Annotated in this window: 17 protein-coding genes and 1 pseudogene; 1 reads left to right on the top strand and 17 read right to left on the bottom strand. The window is 64.0% G+C overall.

Translation table 11 applies throughout. The features are described 5' to 3' along the window. Window positions 1–31: 31 nt before the first annotated feature. The 15 genes and pseudogenes from ACIU1A_RS06785 to ACIU1A_RS06715 all read right to left on the bottom strand — a co-directional run bounded on the left by ACIU1A_RS06785 (window position 32) and on the right by ACIU1A_RS06715 (window position 15580). The gene (locus ACIU1A_RS06785; protein ID WP_140520713.1) at window positions 32–511 is read right to left on the bottom strand and encodes a DUF4179 domain-containing protein; all 480 of its coding nucleotides are present in this window, start codon (window positions 509–511) and stop codon (window positions 32–34) included. Between the two features lie 51 nt (window positions 512–562). Next, window positions 563–3524, bottom strand: a pseudogene (locus tag ACIU1A_RS06780) (bifunctional [glutamine synthetase] adenylyltransferase/[glutamine synthetase]-adenylyl-L-tyrosine phosphorylase). Then, window positions 3524–4999: an ATP-binding protein gene (locus ACIU1A_RS06775; RefSeq protein ID WP_404926930.1), complete on the bottom strand. Its 1476-nt coding sequence runs from the start codon at window positions 4997–4999 to the stop codon at window positions 3524–3526. Before ACIU1A_RS06775 ends, ACIU1A_RS06780 begins: the two are co-directional and overlap by 1 nt. A gap of 8 nt (window positions 5000–5007) precedes the next feature. Further along, window positions 5008–5682, bottom strand: coding sequence for a response regulator transcription factor (locus tag ACIU1A_RS06770; RefSeq protein WP_404926929.1), 675 nt, complete (start codon window positions 5680–5682; stop codon window positions 5008–5010). A gap of 342 nt (window positions 5683–6024) precedes the next feature. Next, window positions 6025–7569: a Do family serine endopeptidase gene (locus ACIU1A_RS06765; RefSeq protein ID WP_140494686.1), complete on the bottom strand. Its 1545-nt coding sequence runs from the start codon at window positions 7567–7569 to the stop codon at window positions 6025–6027. A 135-nt stretch (window positions 7570–7704) separates the two neighbouring features. After that, complete coding sequence (locus ACIU1A_RS06760; protein ID WP_404926928.1) at window positions 7705–8172, bottom strand: cytochrome c-type biogenesis protein; 468 nt, start codon at window positions 8170–8172, stop codon at window positions 7705–7707. Beyond that, entirely contained in the window at window positions 8169–10160 is a 1992-nt protein-coding gene (locus ACIU1A_RS06755) for a heme lyase CcmF/NrfE family subunit (RefSeq protein ID WP_140494690.1), read from the bottom strand. The genes ACIU1A_RS06760 and ACIU1A_RS06755 overlap by 4 nt, the downstream gene beginning before the upstream one ends. A gap of 29 nt (window positions 10161–10189) precedes the next feature. Further along, window positions 10190–10633 (bottom strand): cytochrome c maturation protein CcmE, encoded by a 444-nt coding sequence (gene ccmE / locus ACIU1A_RS06750; protein WP_140494692.1) that lies wholly within the window; start codon window positions 10631–10633, stop codon window positions 10190–10192. Between the two features lie 14 nt (window positions 10634–10647). Continuing rightward, complete coding sequence (ccmI, locus tag ACIU1A_RS06745) at window positions 10648–11802, bottom strand: c-type cytochrome biogenesis protein CcmI (protein WP_404926927.1); 1155 nt, start codon at window positions 11800–11802, stop codon at window positions 10648–10650. A gap of 127 nt (window positions 11803–11929) precedes the next feature. Next, window positions 11930–12367, bottom strand: a complete 438-nt coding sequence (locus ACIU1A_RS06740) for a hypothetical protein (RefSeq protein ID WP_140517972.1) — start codon at window positions 12365–12367, stop codon at window positions 11930–11932. Window positions 12368–12554: 187 nt separating this feature from the next. Next, entirely contained in the window at window positions 12555–13943 is a 1389-nt protein-coding gene (locus ACIU1A_RS06735) for an ATP-binding protein (RefSeq protein ID WP_404926926.1), read from the bottom strand. 28 nt (window positions 13944–13971) lie between these two features. Then, on the bottom strand, window positions 13972–14637 hold the full coding sequence (locus ACIU1A_RS06730; protein WP_140494700.1) for a response regulator transcription factor: 666 nt from the start codon (window positions 14635–14637) through the stop codon (window positions 13972–13974). Window positions 14638–14708: 71 nt separating this feature from the next. Beyond that, on the bottom strand, window positions 14709–14999 hold the full coding sequence (locus tag ACIU1A_RS06725) for a hypothetical protein (RefSeq protein WP_140494702.1): 291 nt from the start codon (window positions 14997–14999) through the stop codon (window positions 14709–14711). Further along, a complete protein-coding gene (locus ACIU1A_RS06720) occupies window positions 14996–15127 on the bottom strand; it encodes a hypothetical protein (protein WP_281405944.1) in 132 nt (43 codons plus the stop codon). The genes ACIU1A_RS06725 and ACIU1A_RS06720 overlap by 4 nt, the downstream gene beginning before the upstream one ends. Before the next feature lie 45 nt (window positions 15128–15172). Next, window positions 15173–15580, bottom strand: a complete 408-nt coding sequence (locus ACIU1A_RS06715) for a DUF3168 domain-containing protein (RefSeq protein WP_140494704.1) — start codon at window positions 15578–15580, stop codon at window positions 15173–15175. 256 nt (window positions 15581–15836) lie between these two features. Between ACIU1A_RS06715 and ACIU1A_RS06710 the strand changes: the two genes are divergently transcribed. Beyond that, window positions 15837–16625: a 2-keto-4-pentenoate hydratase gene (locus ACIU1A_RS06710; RefSeq protein WP_140624508.1), complete on the top strand. Its 789-nt coding sequence runs from the start codon at window positions 15837–15839 to the stop codon at window positions 16623–16625. A 45-nt stretch (window positions 16626–16670) separates the two neighbouring features. On the opposite strand, the gene ACIU1A_RS06705 is transcribed toward ACIU1A_RS06710, so the two are convergent. Continuing rightward, window positions 16671–17477: an ABC transporter permease gene (locus ACIU1A_RS06705; RefSeq protein ID WP_404926925.1), complete on the bottom strand. Its 807-nt coding sequence runs from the start codon at window positions 17475–17477 to the stop codon at window positions 16671–16673. A 3-nt stretch (window positions 17478–17480) separates the two neighbouring features. Further along, window positions 17481–18314, bottom strand: a complete 834-nt coding sequence (locus ACIU1A_RS06700; protein WP_140517968.1) for an ABC transporter permease — start codon at window positions 18312–18314, stop codon at window positions 17481–17483. Window positions 18315–18326 lie beyond the last annotated feature (12 nt).

Here is an 18326-nt window from a genome sequence, read left to right as displayed (position 1 = left end):
GCGATGTCGCCGAAGCCCGTGCCGGAAGGCGTTATTGCATGCTGCCGTCGTCGCCTTCGTCATCCCACTGACGGTGTAAGCCAAAGCGGCCGCCCTTTGGCAGTTCGCCCTTCTTGATCTTTCCGTCGTTGTTCTTGTCGAGCAGGGCAAAGAGCTTCTTGTCGCGACTGGCGATGTCGTCCGTCGTCAGCGTACCGTCGCCCTTGTTGTCGTAACGCGCGATGATGCGCCTGGCCATGTGCTCGAAGCGGGCCTTTTCCAGCGCTGCGGCGAGCTGCTCCACCGTGAGCTTGCCACCATTGTCGGCGACCAGCTTCTTCAACCGCGAATCCATGACGCTTGAGAACTGGTCGAAGCTGATGGTGCCGTCATTGTCCTTCATCGCCTTGTTGAGGCGCATCATCGTGCGCTCACGCATGTTTGCGCTGTCGATGTTCTCGGCATAGGCCGCAGTGCCGACGGCTCCTGCCAACGCGATGAAGGCGAACGCGAGCTTGGTTGTCTTTCTCATGGTCTTCTCCTGTTGCATCGTCACCCCCGATGCGATCCGCACGGCCGTTGATCACGGCCGCCCGGCACGAAGCAGAAGGTTGAAATCCTTCCTGACCTTCCGCGACGTCTCCTTGAGATGTGCTTCCAGCACACCGAAATCCGGCAAGTCGGTGACCGCCAGAAGCAGATCCGAAAGCCCCGGCGGCACATCGTCCCGCTCGAACTGGCCGGTGAGGCAAAGCCTGATCATCTGGGTCAGCGACAGATAGAGGCGGTAGGCCTCGCCAAGCTCCTCCCTGACATCGGCGGCTGCGAATTGTGGCGCAAGGCGCGACAATACCTCCGCGGTTGCCGTGACCCTGCGGCCGGACTCGACATTGCCCGTGACGACGGCCACCTGGGCGATGAATTCGAGATCGATCAGGCCGCCGGCAATGAGTTTGATGTCCCAGAGGTCGCGCGGCGGCTTTTCCTTTTCGATCATGGCGCGCATGTCGGACGCTTCCGCTTTCACCTGTGCTGCGTCGCGCAATTGCCCGAGCACCGCCGCAACGTCGGCTTCGACCTCGGCACAGAGCCTGGCATCTCCGGCAATGGCGCGCGCCCGCGACAGCGCCATGTGCTCCCAGGTCCAGGCCTCCTGGCGCTGGTATTTCTTGAAGGCGTCGACGTGGGTGGCCACCGGCCCCTTGTTGCCGGACGGCCGCAGCCGCAGGTCGAGTTCATAGAGCACGCCTTCCGCGGTCGGCGCGGAAACGGCCGAGATGAGGCGCTGCGTCATCCTGGTGTAGTAATGCGAGGGCGCCAGCGGTTTTTCACCGTCGGATTCCTCGGCGTCCGCATCGTGATCGTAGAGCAGGATGAGGTCGACATCCGACCCCGCCGTCAATTCACGGCTGCCGAGCTTACCCATGCCGAGCAGCGAAACCACGCCGCCGGCGATTGTGCCATGGCGCGCCTCGAATTCGGCCATAACCGCGTGCAACGCGGCCTCAATGGTGAGGTCGGCCAGGTCAGAAAAGGCGCGGCCTGCGCGGGCCGGATCGATCGAGCCGGCGAGCAGCCGCACGCCGATCAGGAATTTCTGCTCGGAGGCAAAGATGCGCAAACGATCGAGAACGTCCTCATAGGCGCGGTCGCCTTCGAGGAAAGCGGTAAGCCGTGCCGATAGATAGCCACGATCCGGCAATTCGGTGAGAAGAGCGGGATCGAGCAGGCCATCGAACACATGTGGCCGGCGCGTGATGATCGCGGCCAGTCGTGGCGCGGCGCCCATGATCGTCGCCATAAGCTTCAGCAACGCCGGATTGGACTGGAGCAGCGAGAAGAGCTGGATGCCTGCAGGCAGGCCGGCGAGGAACTCGTCGAAACGAATCAACGCCTCATCGGCCCGACGCGTCTGGCCGAAAGCCTTGAGCAGCGCCGGCGTCAGTTCCGTCAGTCGCTCGCGCGCCTCAGCCGACTGGGTGACGCGGTAGCGACCGAAATGCCAGCCACGGATCACGCGGCAGATGTCGCTCGTTCGCTGGAAGCCGAGACCGTGCAATGTCTGCAGGTGTATCGGGGTCGTCGACGTCGCCGGTGAAGACCAGATTGCCGATGCCTGCCGAAAGCTCCGGTGCGGTTTCGAACAGCGCCGCGTAGTGACGTTCGACCTGCTGCAGCGAGGCGCGGAAGCCCAGGGAAAAAGCAGCCGCATCGGCAAAGCCCAGCATGCGCGCGATTCGCTCCAGCCCTTCATCATCCTCCGGCAGGGTGTGCGTCTGCTCGTCGGCCACCATCTGGATGGCATGCTCGACCCGGCGCAGGAACCAATATTGCCGGGCCAGTGCGTCGCGTGCCTCGGCGGTGATCCAGCCGCGCGCGGCCAGTTGGCCGAGCATCGGCACGGTCTCGCGGCCTCGCAGTTCCGGGAAGCGGCCGCCGGCGATGAGCTGCTGCGTCTGGACGAAGAACTCGATCTCGCGGATGCCGCCGCGCCCGAGCTTGACGTTGTGGCCCTTGACCGCGATTTCGCCATGCCCCTTGTGGGCGTGGATCTGGCGTTTGATCGAGTGGACGTCGGCGATCGCGGCATAGTCCATGTATTTGCGCCAGATGTAAGGTTGGAGCTCCTTGAGGAAAGCGGTGCCGGCGTCCAGATCGCCGGCCACAGGACGCGCCTTGATCATGGCAGCGCGCTCCCAGTTCTGGCCGCGCGCCTCGTAGTAGCGCAGCGCCGCCTCGACCGGGATCGCCAGCGGGGTCGAACCGGGATCGGGACGCAGCCTGAGGTCGGTGCGGAAGACATAACCATGTTCGGTGCGGTCCTGCAGGATGCGCACCAGACGGCGCGTCAGCCGCGAAAACAGCTCCGTCGCATCGAGCGGATCGACGACGGCCGACGCTTCCGGGTCGAAGAAGACCACGAGGTCGATATCGGAGGAAAAATTGAGCTCATGCGCGCCAAGCTTGCCCATGCCGAGCAGGATCCAGCCCGACCGGTTCGAGGGATTGGCGGGATCCGGCAACTTCAGCTTGCCCTGGCCATGCGCGTCGCGCAGCAGAAAATCGACGGCGGCGCGCGTGCACGCATCGGCAAGGTCGCTCAACCGCCGCACCGTAAGCGAGGTCTCGGCCTCGGCGGCCAGATCGGCCAGCGCGATCAGGAAATGCGCATCGGCCTTCCATTGCCGCAATTCCATCATCAATCTGGATTCGGAGATCGTCTCGGAGAACGATGCCCGGTCGATCGCCACGATGATCGCCTTCAGCCGGGCCTCGACCGGCTGGTCGAAAAGCCCATCCAATATCTGCGGCCGGCGACGCGCCATGTCACGCAGGAACGGCGACAGGTCGAAGACAGCGGCCAGGAAGTCCTGCGCCTCACCCGTTCCAGCCAGGAATTTCGCCAGCCGTGTCAATCCTTCTTCGCGTGCCAAGGTGGCGATCTCGGCCAGCTCCTGCCGGGCCCGGCTGTCGTCCAGAGGAGCAAGCCTTGCCGCGGGCTTCAACAGCCAGTCCTTCGCCGTCCGCTTTGCAGCCGCCGTCATCAATGATCCTCCCGCGCGGGAAAACTCATGACCACGGATAATCCGGGATTACCAGGCAACAGATCAAGCCGGCCATAGTGGAATGTCATGACCGCCTTTGCGAGGCTGAGGCCAAGCCCGGAACCTGGCTGGGAACGGCTCTTCTCGAGCCGCACGAACCGTTCCGTCGCCCGGGCGCGATCGGCATCGTCCGGAATGCCCTGGCCGTTGTCGGCGACGACAAGCCTGATTTCGCCATGCGTGCGTTCGAGCGTCACGCGGACAGTCGGCTTGGAGGTGGAATCGGTCGAGTACTTGATCGCATTGTCGACGATGTTAGACAGCGCCTGGCCGATCAGCTCGCGGTTGCCGTCGACAAGGAATGCGCCATTGACCGCGGCTTCGAGCGAAACGCCAGCCTCTTCCGCCACCGGCTCGTAGAGTTCGACGACATCGCGCACGGCTGCGGCCAGATCGACGCGACTGGTGCTTTCGGAGGAATAACCCGCCTCCAGCCGGGAGATCATCAGGATGGCGTTGAAGGTCTTTATGAGCTGGTCGGACTCGGCGATGGTGCCTTCCAGCGCCTGGCGGTAGTCCGATGTCTTGCGCTTGCCCGAAAGCGTCGCCTCGGCGCGGTTGCGCAGCCGGGTCAGCGGCGTCTTCAGATCATGCGCGATGTTGTCGGAAACCTGTTTCAGCCCCTCGTTGAGCATGGCGATCCTGGCCAGCATGGCGTTGAGGTTCTCGGAAAGCCGGTCGAATTCGTCACCGGCGCCGGTCACCGGCAGCCGGCCCGAAAGATCACCGCCCATGATGCGGCGGCTGGCTTCCGAAACGCCATCGATGCGCTTCAGGGCGGCGCGGCCGACGAAGAACCAGATCAACAGCCCGCCCAGCCCCATCATGCCGAGCGCCAGCATCAGGGAGCGGCGGATGACGGCGCGGAACCGCTCAGGTTCGCCGAGATCGCGGCCGACCAGCATGATCATCTGGTTCGGCAGGCGCAGCACCAGCGCGATCGCATTGTGGCCCTTCTCACCTTCGGATCGGACCGCCGTATCGCCGGCTTGGGGCGTGGTCTGATCGGAAGGTGTGCTGCGCTGCCGGTCGAGCTCGCCTTCGCCGAAACGACGGTAGGAGAACGGCTCGGTCGTCCAGCCTTCGGTTTCGATGACCCCCGGCTCCAGGCTCTGCACGTTGCCGGTCAGGATCTGGCCGTTGGCGTCGGCGATCAAATAGAGATTGGCGCCGGGCTGGCGCGAGCGCTGCTCCACCACGCGCACCAGGACCGGCAGGCCGCCGCGCTGGTAGGCGCGGGCAAGGCCGAGCACCTCGTCGTTGATGGTCTCCTGCGTCTGCGCCGTCAGCATGCGCGCCGAAAGCGAGGTCATGTAGAGGACAAGCAGCACGGCGCAGAGTGCGAAGAGCAGGAGATAGAGCGCCGAAAGCCGCGCAGCCGTCGTCTTCATGATGGCAGGCACGGAAAGGGCCATGCCGCCGCCTAACCGGCCCTAAGCATGTAGCCGGCGCCGCGAATCGTATGCAGGATGGGCTTGTCGAAGCCTTTTTCGATCTTGCCGCGCAGTCGCGAGACATGGACGTCGATAACGTTGGTCTGCGGATCGAAATGATAATCCCAGACATTTTCGAGCAGCATGGTGCGCGTCACCACCTGACCGGCATGGCGCATCAGATATTCAAGCAGGCGGAACTCGCGTGGCTGCAGCGTGATCTCGCGTCCGGCGCGCCTGACCGAATGCGAAAGCCGGTCAAGTTCGAGATCGCCGACGCGGTAGACGGTTTCGGCCTCCTTGGCGCTGGCCCGGCGGTTCAGCACCTCGACGCGGGCGAGCAGCTCGGAAAAGGCATAGGGCTTGGTCAGATAATCGTCGCCGCCGGCGCGTAGGCCGGTGACCCGATCGTCGACCTCGCCCAGCGCCGACAGGATCAGCACCGGCGTGGCGTTGCCCCTGGAGCGCAGGCCGGCGATGACCGACAGGCCGTCGCGGCGCGGCATCATCCGGTCGATGACCATCACGTCGTAGTCGCCGGCATCGGCAAGCGCGAAGCCGGTCTCGCCGTCACCTGCGACATGCGCGGTGTGCCCGGTCTCGGTAAAGGCTTTCTGCAGATAATCCGCAGCCTCGCGATCGTCTTCTATGACGAGAATCTTCATAGGACCGTTATACGCGATTTCGCAGGAAGATTGAGTAGCCGGCATCTGCATTTTAGCCTTCGCCAAAGCGCATCGCGATCAAGATGATCCAGGCCGCGCGCGATAAAGTCTTGGTTCTCTGGTGTTGCTGGCCCAGACATGCTGCCGGCATGCCGTTGCCACCAAAGCGCTCCGCTTGTTCGCTCAGCCTGAGCGCATGGTCTGCGGGTGAGTGCGGCAGCGGGCGATGGGAAGCCCGCTGCCGCCGGAGGGGAGCACGATGACTGACTAACGTGCTCGGCTCCATACTTCCCGTGCGGCGGCTCGGGGGTGTTTGAAACCGCCGCACTGGAAAAGTCGTTGTCAGCCCTTGGCGACGGGCAGCGCCACAAAGCGGTTGTTGTCGTCGCGGGTGATCTGCATCAGGACAGCCTTGCGCCCGGATTTCACCGCTTCGTCCATGGCCTTGGTGACGTCGTCGGTGCCGTTGACTTCCATCGAATTGACCGCGGTGATGATGTCGCCCGGCTGGATGCCACGGTCGGCGGCATCGCTGTCGGGATCGACATCGGTCACCACCAAACCCTTGCCGTTCTCGGATTTGGTGACGGTCAGACCGAGATCGGCGAGCGTATCGGCCTTAGCCGGAGCCGCAGGCTTGTCGTCGGCCGAGGCCTGCTTGTCGCTTGAAGGCAGCTTGCCGAGCTCCACCTTGACGCTCTGGCTCTTGCCGTCGCGCCAGACCGTGACGTCAACCGACTTGCCCGGCGAATAGGCGCCAATTAGGCGGGCGAGCTCCTTCGGCGAAGCAACATCCTTGCCGTCGACCTGGGTGATCACGTCACCGGCGGTGATGCCGCTCTTCTTGCCGGGGCCGTCGTCCTGTGCGCTGGATACCAGTGCGCCGTTGTTGGACTTCAGGCCGAGCGATTCGGCGATGTCAGATGTGACCGGCTGGATCTCGACGCCGAGCCAGCCGCGCTGCACGGCACCGCTCTTCATCAGATCCTCGACGACCTGCTTGGCGGTCGAGGCAGGAATGTCGAAGGCGATGCCGACGCTGCCGCCGGAAGGCGAGAAGATAGCGGTGTTGATGCCGACCACCTGACCGCTGAGGTTGAAGGTCGGGCCGCCAGAATTGCCGCGGTTGACCGAGGCGTCGATCTGGATGAAATCATCATAGGGACCGGCGCCGATGTCACGGCCCCGCGCCGAGACAATGCCGGCGGTGACGGTGCCACCGAGACCGAAGGGGTTGCCGACGGCCACGACCCAATCGCCGACCCGAACCTTGGAGTCGTCGGCGAAGTCGACATAGGTAAATTTGCCGCCACCCTCGACCTTGAGCACCGCGAGGTCGGTGCGCGGGTCGGTACCGACCAGCTTGGCGTCGAGTTCCTTGCCGTCATTGGTCACCACGGTGAAGGCGGTGCCCTCTTCGACGACATGGTTGTTGGTGACGAGATAGCCATCCTCGGAGATGAAGAAGCCCGACCCTTGAGCCACCGGGCGCGGCTCGCCATTGCCGCGGTCACGATGCCCGAACCGGCGGTGGCCATCGTCGTTCTGGCCGCCCTGATCGCCAAAGCCGCGGAATTCCTTGAAAAAGCGGCGCAGCTGCGGATTGTTGGGCAAATTGTCGAAACCGTCCTGGTCGTCGGAGCCGTCATCGGCGGTGGGCTGGACCTTGGCCTTGACCTTGACGCTGACAACGGCGGGCGAAACGCGCTCGACGACATCGGCGAAGCTGGGGACCTGCGGCGCCTCGACGCGCACGGCATCGGCCAGAACGGGGCTGGTTCCGCTGGTCAACGCGCCAACGCCGATCGCGCCGGCAACGGCGACGGAAGCGACGGCAGCCAGGAGACGCTTGCGGGTGCGGGAATATGAATTGGGGGCAATATTCATGGGGTCTCGTATCCTCTTTTCGAAGGGACGCGCCTTGTCGGCATCCTGAGGAAGAGAATTAGAGCGGCGTACATTACGACGCCATTTCCGACGCATGAAACTTTGGTAATGTTGGCGAACGATCGCCGCCTGCACTCAATCGCGGCGCAGGATCGCCTCCAGTGCCGCCCGCTCGTCGGCGGAGAGGGATTTTGTCGCCAGTGTCCGGCGCGATCTCGCGCTGAGCACGACGAACAGGCCACCGGCCAAAAGCAGGATCACCGGCGTGCCCCAAAGCAGAGCGGTGCGCAGGTCGAAGCGCGGCTTCAGCAGCACGAACTCGCCGTAGCGCGAAACCACATAGTCCATCACCTGCTTGTCGGTATCGCCAGCGACCAGGCGCTGGCGCACCAGAACGCGCAGGTCACGGGCAAGATCGGCATCGGATTCGTCGATCGACTGGTTCTGGCAGACCATGCAGCGCAGCCCTTCCGACAGCGCTCGCGCTCTCGCTTCCAGCGTCGGATCGGCAAGCATCTCGTCGGGCTTCACCGCCAGCGCCGTGCCGGCAAAGGACAGCGCCAGCACCATCACGAGCGACGCGATGGACAACTTCGCCTTCATGGCAGGCCCGCGGGGCTCATGGCGCCGGCCTGCTTGCGGCGGCGCGAGGGTGCGCCGACGCGCAGGCGCCTGTCCATCAGCGACATGGCCGCACCAACCATCATGACCAGGCCGCCGCCCCAGATCAGCGTCACCAGCGGTTTCCACCACAGGCGCACCACGACCGATCCGTCATTGCCCTCGTCGCCGAGCGAAATGTAAAGCTGCGAAAGGCCCATCGTCCTGATGCCTGATTCCGTCGTCGTCGTCTGGCGTACCGGATAGAAGCGCTTGGCCGAGCTGATTTCGCCAACCGGACTGCCGCCGACACCGATCAGTTGGAAGCGACCGCGATCCTCGCTGTAATTCGGTCCCTGCGCCGGATGGAGCCCGACGAAACGCAGAGTGTGGCCGGACAATTCGACGGTTTGCCCGGCATGCATCGACAGGATCTTCTCGGTGCCGAAGCAAAGCGTGCCGACGATGCCAAGCGTGGTCAGGCCAAGACCGAGGTGGGCAAGCGCTGTGCCGAAGACCGAGCGCGGCAGGCCGAGCAGGCGCCTGACCATGACCCTCGCAGCCACATTGCCGAACCCCGCCTTGACAGCGAGGTCGGTGAGAGCGCCGAGGATCAGCCAGACGGCAAGGCCCACGCCAAGGGCTGCGAATACCGAAGCGCCGTTGATGAACAGGGCGGTGACCAGCGTTGCCAGAAGCGCCGCCGCGAAAGCTGCCATCAGGCGCTGCGCGACGGCGAAGACGTCGCCGCGCTTCCAGGCCAGCAGCGGCCCGAACGGAACCATGGCCAGCAACGGCACCATGAGCGGTCCGAAGGTGAGGTCGAAGAACGGCGCGCCGACCGAAATCTTGTCGGCCGAAAGGGCCTCGACGGCCAACGGATAGAGCGTACCGACGAGTACGGTGGCGGTGGCCGTGGTCAGGAACAAATTATTCAGCACCAGCGCGCCTTCGCGCGAAACCGGATGAAAGAGGCCGCCGGCCGTCAGCCTCGAGGCACGCAGTGCAAACAGCGTCAATGATCCACCGATGAACAACGTCAGTATGCACAGGATGAAGATGCCGCGCGTCGGATCGGTGGCGAAGGCATGCACCGAGGTCAGGACGCCCGAACGCACCAGGAAGGTGCCGAGCAACGACAGTGAAAAGGTCAGGATGGCGAGCAGCAGCGTCCAGATCTTCAGTGCCGAACGCTTTTCCATGACGATGGCCGAATGGAGCAGCGCGGTGCCCGCCAGCCACGGCATGAAGGAGGCGTTCTCGACCGGATCCCAGAACCAGAAGCCGCCCCAGCCGAGCTCGTAATAAGCCCAGTACGAGCCCATGGCGATGCCGCCGGTCAGGAACATCCAGGCCACCAGGGTCCACGGCCGCACCCATCGCGCCCAGGACGCATCGATGCGTCCGTCGATGAGCGCGGCTACCGAGAACGAGAAACAGATCGAAAAGCCGACATAGCCGAGATAGAGCAGTGGCGGGTGCACTGCGAGGCCGAGATCCTGCAAAATGGGATTGAGATCGCGCCCTTCGATGGGCGCCGGCGAAAGCCTGGCGAAGGGATTGGACGTTGCCAGGATAAACAGGAAGAATGTCGCGCCGATCGCACCCTGCACGGCAAGCACGTTGGCGCGTAGCGTCGCCGGCAGGTTGGAGCCGAAGGCGGCGACCAGCGCACCGAAGAAGGTCAGGATCAACACCCAGAGCAGCATCGAGCCTTCGTGATTGCCCCAGGTTCCAGTGATCTTATAGATCATCGGCTGCAGCGAATGGGAATTTTCCCAGACGCTGGCGACCGAGAAATCGGAGCTCGCATAGGCGCTGACCAGTGCGGCGAAGGACAGCGCCGTCAGGGCAAAGCCGGTGATCGCGACGGGAGCGCCGACCGCCATCAGGCGCTGATTGTTGGTGCGGGCGCCAAACAGCGGCACCACCGTCTGCACCAGCGCCAGCGCGAAGGCCAGGACCAGCGCGAAATGTCCGGTCTCAACCATGATCGCCAACCCGGCTATATCGAGCCTGCCTATTCACTCTTGCTCTCCTGCCAAACGCCCTTGGCCTTCAGCCCATCGGCCACTTCCTTGGGCATGTAGCGCTCGTCGTGCTTGGCCAGAACGCTGTCGGCCACAAAGACGCCATCCGGGCCGAACGTGCCCTCGGTGATGACCCCCTGCTCCTCGCGAAATAGGTCAGGCAGGATGCCTGTATAGGTGACCTTGACCGATTTATGGGTGTCGGTCACAGAAAACGCCACTGTCGCCCCCTGCCCGCGCTGGATCGTGCCTTTTTCCACCAGGCCGCCCAGCCTGATGCGCTGGCCCGGCTGCACCGTCGCCGTGGCCAGATCGGCGGGCATGTAGAAATAGGACGCCTTCTGGCCGAGCGCATAGAATGTCAGGCCGGTGGCGGCGCCGAGGAAGGCCAGGCCGCCCGCGATCACCGACAATCGTTTCTGTTTGCGTGTCATTGTCCGGTCCAGCCCTATTGCGTCGCCGTCAGGCCGAGCGAAGCGGCAAAAGCGGTGAATTTCCTGGCTTCGTCACTGTCGGCTCCAAAGACGGCAATAGCTCGGCTCAGCGCCTCGCGCGCCTGATCGGCCTTGCCCAGCGCGATGTAGGAACGAACGAGCCGCATCCATCCTTCCGGGTCGCGCGGATTCTGCCGCAGCTTCTCGTCGAGCCCGGCGACCATGGTGTTGATCATGGCTTCCCTGTCCTGCGGCGACATCGATGAAGCGGCATCGATATCGCCCGCGGTCGGTCCGTTTGCCGGCTCGCTCGAAGCGACGCCTGCATTGCCGGCGCCGGAACTATCGGACTTGGCCAGCGCCTGCTCGATCGCGCCGCGCCATGGCGAATCCTTCGGCAGCGTGCCCAGCATCGCCTGCCAGGCCGCGGCCGCCTCCTTGCTGCGGCCCTCCTGCGCCAAGGCCATAGCCAGGTAGAAGCCGGCCTTGGCATTGGCCGGGTCAAGTTTCAGGGCCGCCTCAAAGGCCTTCTGGGCATCCGCCGAAACGATGCCGCCGGCCGCGCTGGCGATCGCCTCGCCGAGACCGGCCCGGCGAACAGCGCTGTCGCCGTCGAGGCGAATGGCGTTGCGATAGGCGGCGACCGCGTCGGAAAAGCGCTGCATGCGCAGATAGACCGGCGCCAGCACGTCCCATCCCCTGCCGTCGGACGGATTGGCGGCAAGATGGGCTTCGGCGCGAGCCACAAGTTCGTCGACCGAGCTGTCGGCCGGATTCTTGGCCAGCCGCTCGCTGAGCGGCTGCGAGGGCAGATCGGGCGAGCCTATGTTGATGTAGAGGCCCCAACTGACCAGCGGCACCGCCAGCACGGCCGCGGTGGCGACAAGCCGCGTCGCGACGGATGTACGTCCGACGGATGCGCTGCCGGTCTGGTCCGCATTGTGGAGGCGAAGGATGCGCCGGGCGATCTCGGCGCGCGCCTCATCGGCTTCGGCAGGCTTGATCAGGCCACGGGCGGCGTCGCGGTCGAGTTCGGACAGTTGGTCGCGATAAACTTCCAGATCGTGCTCGCCGCTCGAAGACGCGCTTCTGGCGCCACCGGCCAGCGGCAGCAGCACCGCCAGGCTGGCGCCCAGCGTTAGGATTGCGGCTATGACCCAGAACAGCATGGTTCTTCCAATAACGTCAGAGCCTTGCCCTGCCAACACAAGCATACTGCGACGCTTTGACGGCGGGCGCGCCGCATATCCTTCATCGACATCAACCGGCCGGGTCCGAAATGGACCGGCTAGCCTGTCAGGTGAGCGGCGTCCAACTGCCATCGGCGTTGCGGCAAGCCGTTCCACGCGCCGTGACCCCTGCCCCGCCGGTAAAGACGGTCTGCGTGTACTGGCGGCAGTCCTGTGAGCCGACGCGGTAGGGCTGAGCCGGAACCACTTCGCCATAACGGGACGCCTGGGTGCCCTTCCACGTCACCTTCTGGCCGCTCGTGGTGTATTCGAGCGCCTTGTATTCAGCCTCGAGCGCGCTGCGCTTTTCGGCGTCGCTAAGCCCGCTGCCGATCGACCCGCCAATGAGGCCGCCGCCCATCGCAGAGATAATCGTCGTGGCGACTTTGCCGCCGCCGGATGGCGTCGAGGCCGGCGTCGCAGCGATGGTGGGAGCCTTGCCGCCCAAGGTGGTGCAGCCGGAAACGGCCATCAATGCGGAAACAAGCGCGACGCGAATCTTCATGCCAACAACCGGTTTTCTTGAGCTGGAGCCTGTCATGGATGCGCCGGGGGCCGCGTCATCGGAGAAGTCGGCGAGCCTATAATGTTGATATTTGTCGGAAATTTGGCCGTTGGGCCGGCTACGGAGCCAATCGGTGCGCCGCCATAACATGCCCAGTCCGTCAATGTCGATCGGCCGGGGAAAGGCATCACTGAAGGCTCCGCAATCGCACTACCGCCTTCAATCCGCCCATGCCGGACCGTTCGAGCAGCAGTATGCCTCCATACTCGTTGACGAGGTCGGCGACAATGGCCAAGCCGAGACCCGTGCCCGGCTTGGTCTCGTCCAGGCGTCGTCCGCGTTTCAACGCTTCGCGCGCTTTTTCCTCGGGTATGCCCGGTCCGTCGTCTTCGATGGCGATCTCGAACATGTTGTCGTCCTTGTCACCCACGGGAACGACGGAAATCGAAACCGCGCTCTTCGCCCATTTCATCGCGTTTTCGAGCAGATTGCCGAGCAACTCCTCGAGGTCCTCGCGCTCGCCGGCAAAGACGATCTCGATCGGCGGCAGCGACAACGACAGGTTGGTCTGCCGATTGAGCTTCTGCAAGACCCTGACCATGCGCTGCACCAACGGCGCTATCGGCGTGCGATAGACGACGCTGTCGCGCTGCGCCGCGACGCGGGCGCGCTGGAGATAGTGATCGACCTGCTTCTGCATGGAAGCGGCCTGTTCGGCGATCAGTTGCCCCTTGGCGCCACCAAGCGCCCGCCCCTCGTTGAGCAGCACCGCCAGCGGTGTCTTCAGGGAATGGGCGAGATTGCCGACCTGAGTCCGCGAGCGCTCGACGATACGCCGGTTGTTCTCGATCAAGGCATTGGTTTCGTTGGCAAGCGGTTCAATCTCGGCTGGAAACTGGCCGTCAAGTCTTTGCGCGGTGCCTTCGCGCACCATGGCGAGCGCGTTCCTGACCCTTCGCAGCGGTTGCAGGCCGAGCAGGATGGCGATGGCGTTGATGGCGATCATGCCGACGCCGAACAGGGAAAGGTAGGTCAGGAGGCGGCGCTGGAAGGTGGCGATCTCCTGTTCCAGTTCGGTCTTGTTGCCCATGACGCGAAAGCGGGCGGCGCGGTTCTTGGCATCGAGAACGAATTCGCTCTCGAACACGACCAACTCCTCGCCATCGATGCCTTGCGCCGCGTAGCTGCGCTGGAAATTGGCGTTGAAGGGAACGTCCGCCACATCGGGCGACGGGATCGTCTTGGTCATCGACGATGAGTGGAGATTGCCGTGCACCCCTTCCGAGGCGGGTTCGACGGACCAGTACCAGCCCGAATTCGGTTCCGAGAAGCGGAGGTCGCCGAGATCCGGAGCGCCGGTGAGCGCGCCGGTGTCGGAAATGCCGATGGAGCCGATCAGGTTGAACAGATGCGCAGAAAGCAGGCTGTCGAAACCGCGCTCGCTGGCCTGGCGGTAGAGCGTGGTAATGAGGGTGAAAATGACGATGAGGGTCAGGATCGCCCAGACCGTGGAAAAGGCGATGACGCGGAACGTCAGCGAGCGCGGCCACAAGCGCAGCGAGAGCCGCTTGCTCACGGTTGGGTTGGTAGGGAGCGGTTCCGCCTTACGCCTCCGGCTCACGCATGCGATAACCCATGCCGCGCACGGTTTCGATCATGTCGATGCCCATTTTCTTACGGAGCCGTCCGACAAACACCTCGATCGTGTTGGAATCGCGGTCGAAATCCTGGTCGTAGAGATGCTCTACCAGTTCGGTCCGCGAGACGACCTCGCCCATGTGATGCATCAGGTAGGCAAGCAGGCGGAACTCATGCGATGTCAGCTTCAACGGCACGCCGGCGACATCGGCCTTCGAGGCCTTGGTGTCGAGGCGCAGCGGGCCGCAGGTCAGTTCGGATGAGGCGTGGCCGGCGGCGCGGCGGATCAGCGCCCTGACCCGCGCCAGGACTTCCTCGATGTGGAACGGCTTGGTGACATAGTCGTCCGCGCCGGCGTCGATGCCGGAGACCTTGTCGCTCCAGCGGTCGCGGGCGGTCAGGATCAGCACCGGCATCTTGCGGCCGCCGCGCCGCCAGCGCTCGACCACGCTGATGCCGTCCATTTGCGGCAGGCCGATGTCGAGCACGACCGCGTCGTAGGGCTCGGTGTCACCGAGAAAATGGCCCTCCTCGCCGTCATATGCCCGGTCGACGACATAGCCGGCGTCGACCAGCGCATCCGATATCTGCCGGTTGAGATCCTTGTCATCCTCGACGACCAGTACGCGCATGCGAAGACCACTGCCTGTTGACCGATTGCTTCAGCTATAGGCCGATTCCGCCGGCCTGGGAAACGACGGGGTCAGTTCTGCGGGACGACGATCTCGGAGCGGCGCGGACGCTGCCCGTTCTTGCCCGGAACGAGCACGACGATGACGCAGACCGGCTGCCCGCCTCGCGTCGACTGCGAGGCCTTGGCAAGCGTCCCGCCATTCTGCTCGGCCACCTGCTGGCCGATCGCGTAGCAGTCGGCCGCCGCCACGACAATCGATTCATCCTGCGCGGCTGCCGGCGCAACGCTTGCCGGCACCGCAAGCAGCCCGGCGCAGAGCGCCAGGGTCGCGGTTCGGAAATGGGAGCGAAGCGTTCTCATGGCCAGCGTTGTAACGCATCGGCGCTGAACGTGAAATGAACGGTGATCGCCGCTGAAACCATGCTCGCCACCCCTGCAATGCGAGACAAACAAATTGAGATTTCACCGCCCAACCCGATGAAACCCATGAAGTTCCAGTCTAGACTCCGTTTCGTTCATATTGAAAGCGCGCGTCAGGCGTTTTCCTGGGTCAGCGCCCGAAAACGCAGCAGGCCGTGATGGACAAGCAGTTCCTCGTCATACCGCGCCTCGCTGAATTCGAGCGACAGGCGTGTCTGGCCGCGAGCACCGACCTCCAGCACCGCGTCGGCAAGGCGCGCCTCGATGGCATCCATGATGGCCCGCGTTTCGGCTTCGCCATGGGCCTTCGACCAGACATGCAGCGTAATAAGTTGATCGTCGCGGTTCTCGGCGCCGGTGTCCCAGTCAAAGGCGCAGGTCTGGCCGCATGTCACGTAGGGAAAGGCGACGTTGTCGGTTGGTTGTTCGCGCAGTCCGGCGCCGCCCAGCAGAGCCGACAGGGACGGATCGCTTTTTAGCCTCAGAAACAGTGCCTGTTGCAAATCGCCGGGCGCCGTCATCGTTTCTCCCTCACCCGGTGCGTTACCGACCCTGCTTGCCAGAAGCTCTTCCGCACTCCAGACGCTTTGCCGTATATAGCCATTTACTGAACGAACACGATTGCCGATTCGTTGTCACGATGATGAATGTCGATGATCTCGAAAATACGACTTCCCGACAATCTCGTCAGCGACGATGAATAGCGGGTGCCCTTTGCGAACCGCAAGCATCAGCAACGCCCGGCAGCGCCGCATTTCCTAATTTCAGGAGCTGATCATGCTCGATCCAGAAAAGGCCAGGGCCGCGTCGCGCCTCCTGGTAGGCCATTGGGACAAGGGCACCCGCCTCGACGCCATCCCCGAGGAATTGCGGCCGAAGACGCGGGCCGAAGGCTACGCCATCCAGTCGCACGTCATGGATCGCTCAGTGGCTCCGCTCTTCGGCTGGAAGATCGCGGCAACCAGCCTGGCCGGCCAGCGGCATATCAACGTCGACGGCCCAATGGCCGGGCGCCTCCTCGCCGAGAAGGCGGTCGAGGTCGGTGGCTCCGTTTCCCTGGCGACAAGCAAGATGCGTGTCGCCGAGATCGAATTCGCCTTCCGGTTCGGCCGTCAGTTGCCGCCTCGCCCGGCGCCTTATGAAATCGGTGATGTAGTGGACGCCGTGGCGAGTTTGCATCCGGCGATCGAAATACCGGACTCCCGCTATGACGATTTCTGCGCTGTCGGCGCGCCGCAGCTCATCGCCGACAATGCCTGCGCCAATCTGTTCGTCATCGGCGAGGCGGTGGAAGACGATTGGCGCGACGTAGATCTCGCGAAGCACCCGGTGGCCGCTTTTGTCCCCGGAAAATCGCAGCATAACGGATCAGGAGCAGCCGTGTTGGGCGATCCTCGTATTGCGCTGACCTGGATCGTCAACGAATTGTCGGGCTTGGGCATAGCGCTCCAGCCGGGGCAGATCGTGATCACCGGCACTTGCGTGACGCCGATCAGCGTCGAGGCGGGCGACGAAGTCATCGGCGATTTGGGCAGGTTCGGCCGGGTCTCGGTGCGCTTCTGCTAGCAGTTTTACCCCTGTGACAATCCCCTGAGGCAGACAGGCCCCCGGTCATTGTCCTCCACGCAGCCGCATTACGACGCTGCGCACTGCAAGCACCAGCACGGTGATGACGATCAGGATCACTGAAAGGGCCGCGATCGCCGGGTCGATATTGTCGCGCAGACCCATCCACATCAACCTGGGCAGCGTGATGGCGTTGACCGAGGTGATGAACAGCGTGACGCCGATTTCCTCCCAGGAGAGCACGAAGGACAGCAGTGCCGCGGTGACGATGCCGAATTTGATGTTGGGCATGATGATGCGCGTGGCGCGCTCCCAGACGCTGGCGCCAAGGCCACGCGCTGCGAGGTCGATACGGCGGTCAAGCTGGCTGAGGGAGACCAGGATCAGCACCGTGGCGAAGGGCACCGTCATCACCGAATGCGCCATGGCCACACCCAGCCAGGTGTCGTAGCCGAAAAAGGAACTGACGCCGGAGATCGAGGTGAGCAGGAAATAGAGCGTCACCGCCGAGACCACCGGCGGCACCACCATCGGTAACAGCACGAAGCCGACCAGAGCCGCGGTGAAGCGCGGCTGGAACATCCACACGCCAAGGCTGAAGCACAGTGCCAGCACCGTCGAGATGACACTGCTGACGATGCCGATCCTGATCGAGAGCAGGATGGACTGGAGCCAGCGCGGATCCTCGACCAGCGAGCGGTAGTGGCGCAGCGACAACTCGCCCGTCGGCATCGCCAGCATGCGGCTGGGCGTCAGCGAGACCGGGATCACGGCCAGCAGCGGCAGGAGCAGGAACAGCGCCACCAGGACGGCGAGGGCCAGCGAGACGGGACCGGGGCGATAGGTCGGCATAGGCTACACCAATTGCTTCGGTCTGACGTAGCGGAAGAGCAGCGCCATCAGGATGCCGACGAACAACACCAGCACCACGCTGATGGCAGCACCCAGCCCCCAGTCCGGGCTCTGGAAGATGCGGAGATAGATCAGTTCAGCGATCATGACGCTGCGGCCACCGCCAAGGATCGCCGGCGTGACGAAGAAGCCGAGCGAGAAGACGAAGACGATCAGCGCGGAGCCGATGATGCCGGAGCGCGTCATCGGCACGAACACCGTCCAGAAGGTGCGCATGCGGCTGGAACCCAGCCCGCGCGCGGCGAGCAGCACACGCTCGTCGAGGCTGCGCATGGAAGACGCCAGCGGAAAGACGGCGAAAGGAATGAGGAAGTGCGTCATGCCGACGATGACGCCGAATTCGTTGCGCACCAGCGTCAGCGGTTCGCCAATGAAGCCGATCGACTGCAGCCAGGTGTTGATCAGGCCGCGGTTGGAGAGAAGCGCCACCCAGCCGAAGGCGCGCGTCAGCACCGATATCCAGAACGGCACCAGGATGCAGAATTCGGCCAGCACCCGCTGCGCCGGGCTGCCGCGCACCCAGACCACGGTGATGGCGTAGGCAGCGGCAACCGATACAACGGTGACGATCGCCGCGATGCGCAGCGTGCGGACGAACACCGACTGTACCAGCGGGTCGGTTATCAGCGCGCCGTACTGGCCAAGCCCCGGCGTCGGCAGCGTGAAGCTCCACTTCACCACGCCGAGGAACGGCCAGGCATAGGCGAGGCCAAGGAACAGGAGCAGCGGCGCCATCAGCAGCGCCGCGCCCATCCTATCCGAGAGAACGCCTCTCATGTCAGCCCAGCG

Source organism: Mesorhizobium maamorense, from assembly GCF_044998965.1.
GTDB lineage: Bacteria > Pseudomonadota > Alphaproteobacteria > Rhizobiales > Rhizobiaceae > Mesorhizobium.
The sequence above is the reverse complement of the archived record's forward strand: the minus strand, read 5'-3'. Positions and strand labels throughout refer to the sequence as shown.

Coding starts and splice junctions, on each gene's coding strand:
- ACIU1A_RS06715 (WP_140494704.1), bottom strand. CDS start 15,580: ATGACGGCGCCCGGCGATTTGCAACAGGCACTGTTTCTGAGGCTAAAA.
- ACIU1A_RS06760 (WP_404926928.1), bottom strand. CDS start 8,172: ATGAAGGCGAAGTTGTCCATCGCGTCGCTCGTGATGGTGCTGGCGCTG.
- ACIU1A_RS06755 (WP_140494690.1), bottom strand. CDS start 10,160: ATGGTTGAGACCGGACATTTCGCGCTGGTCCTGGCCTTCGCGCTGGCG.
- ACIU1A_RS06730 (WP_140494700.1), bottom strand. CDS start 14,637: ATGCGCGTACTGGTCGTCGAGGATGACAAGGATCTCAACCGGCAGATA.
- ACIU1A_RS06705 (WP_404926925.1), bottom strand. CDS start 17,477: ATGCCGACCTATCGCCCCGGTCCCGTCTCGCTGGCCCTCGCCGTCCTG.
- ACIU1A_RS06775 (WP_404926930.1), bottom strand. CDS start 4,999: ATGGCCCTTTCCGTGCCTGCCATCATGAAGACGACGGCTGCGCGGCTT.
- ACIU1A_RS06725 (WP_140494702.1), bottom strand. CDS start 14,999: ATGAGAACGCTTCGCTCCCATTTCCGAACCGCGACCCTGGCGCTCTGC.
- ACIU1A_RS06765 (WP_140494686.1), bottom strand. CDS start 7,569: ATGAATATTGCCCCCAATTCATATTCCCGCACCCGCAAGCGTCTCCTG.
- ACIU1A_RS06700 (WP_140517968.1), bottom strand. CDS start 18,314: ATGAGAGGCGTTCTCTCGGATAGGATGGGCGCGGCGCTGCTGATGGCG.
- ACIU1A_RS06710 (WP_140624508.1), top strand. CDS start 15,837: ATGCTCGATCCAGAAAAGGCCAGGGCCGCGTCGCGCCTCCTGGTAGGC.
- ACIU1A_RS06785 (WP_140520713.1), bottom strand. CDS start 511: ATGAGAAAGACAACCAAGCTCGCGTTCGCCTTCATCGCGTTGGCAGGA.
- ACIU1A_RS06720 (WP_281405944.1), bottom strand. CDS start 15,127: ATGGGTTTCATCGGGTTGGGCGGTGAAATCTCAATTTGTTTGTCTCGC.
- ccmE (WP_140494692.1), bottom strand. CDS start 10,633: ATGACACGCAAACAGAAACGATTGTCGGTGATCGCGGGCGGCCTGGCC.
- ACIU1A_RS06770 (WP_404926929.1), bottom strand. CDS start 5,682: ATGAAGATTCTCGTCATAGAAGACGATCGCGAGGCTGCGGATTATCTG.
- ccmI (WP_404926927.1), bottom strand. CDS start 11,802: ATGCTGTTCTGGGTCATAGCCGCAATCCTAACGCTGGGCGCCAGCCTG.
- ACIU1A_RS06740 (WP_140517972.1), bottom strand. CDS start 12,367: ATGAAGATTCGCGTCGCGCTTGTTTCCGCATTGATGGCCGTTTCCGGC.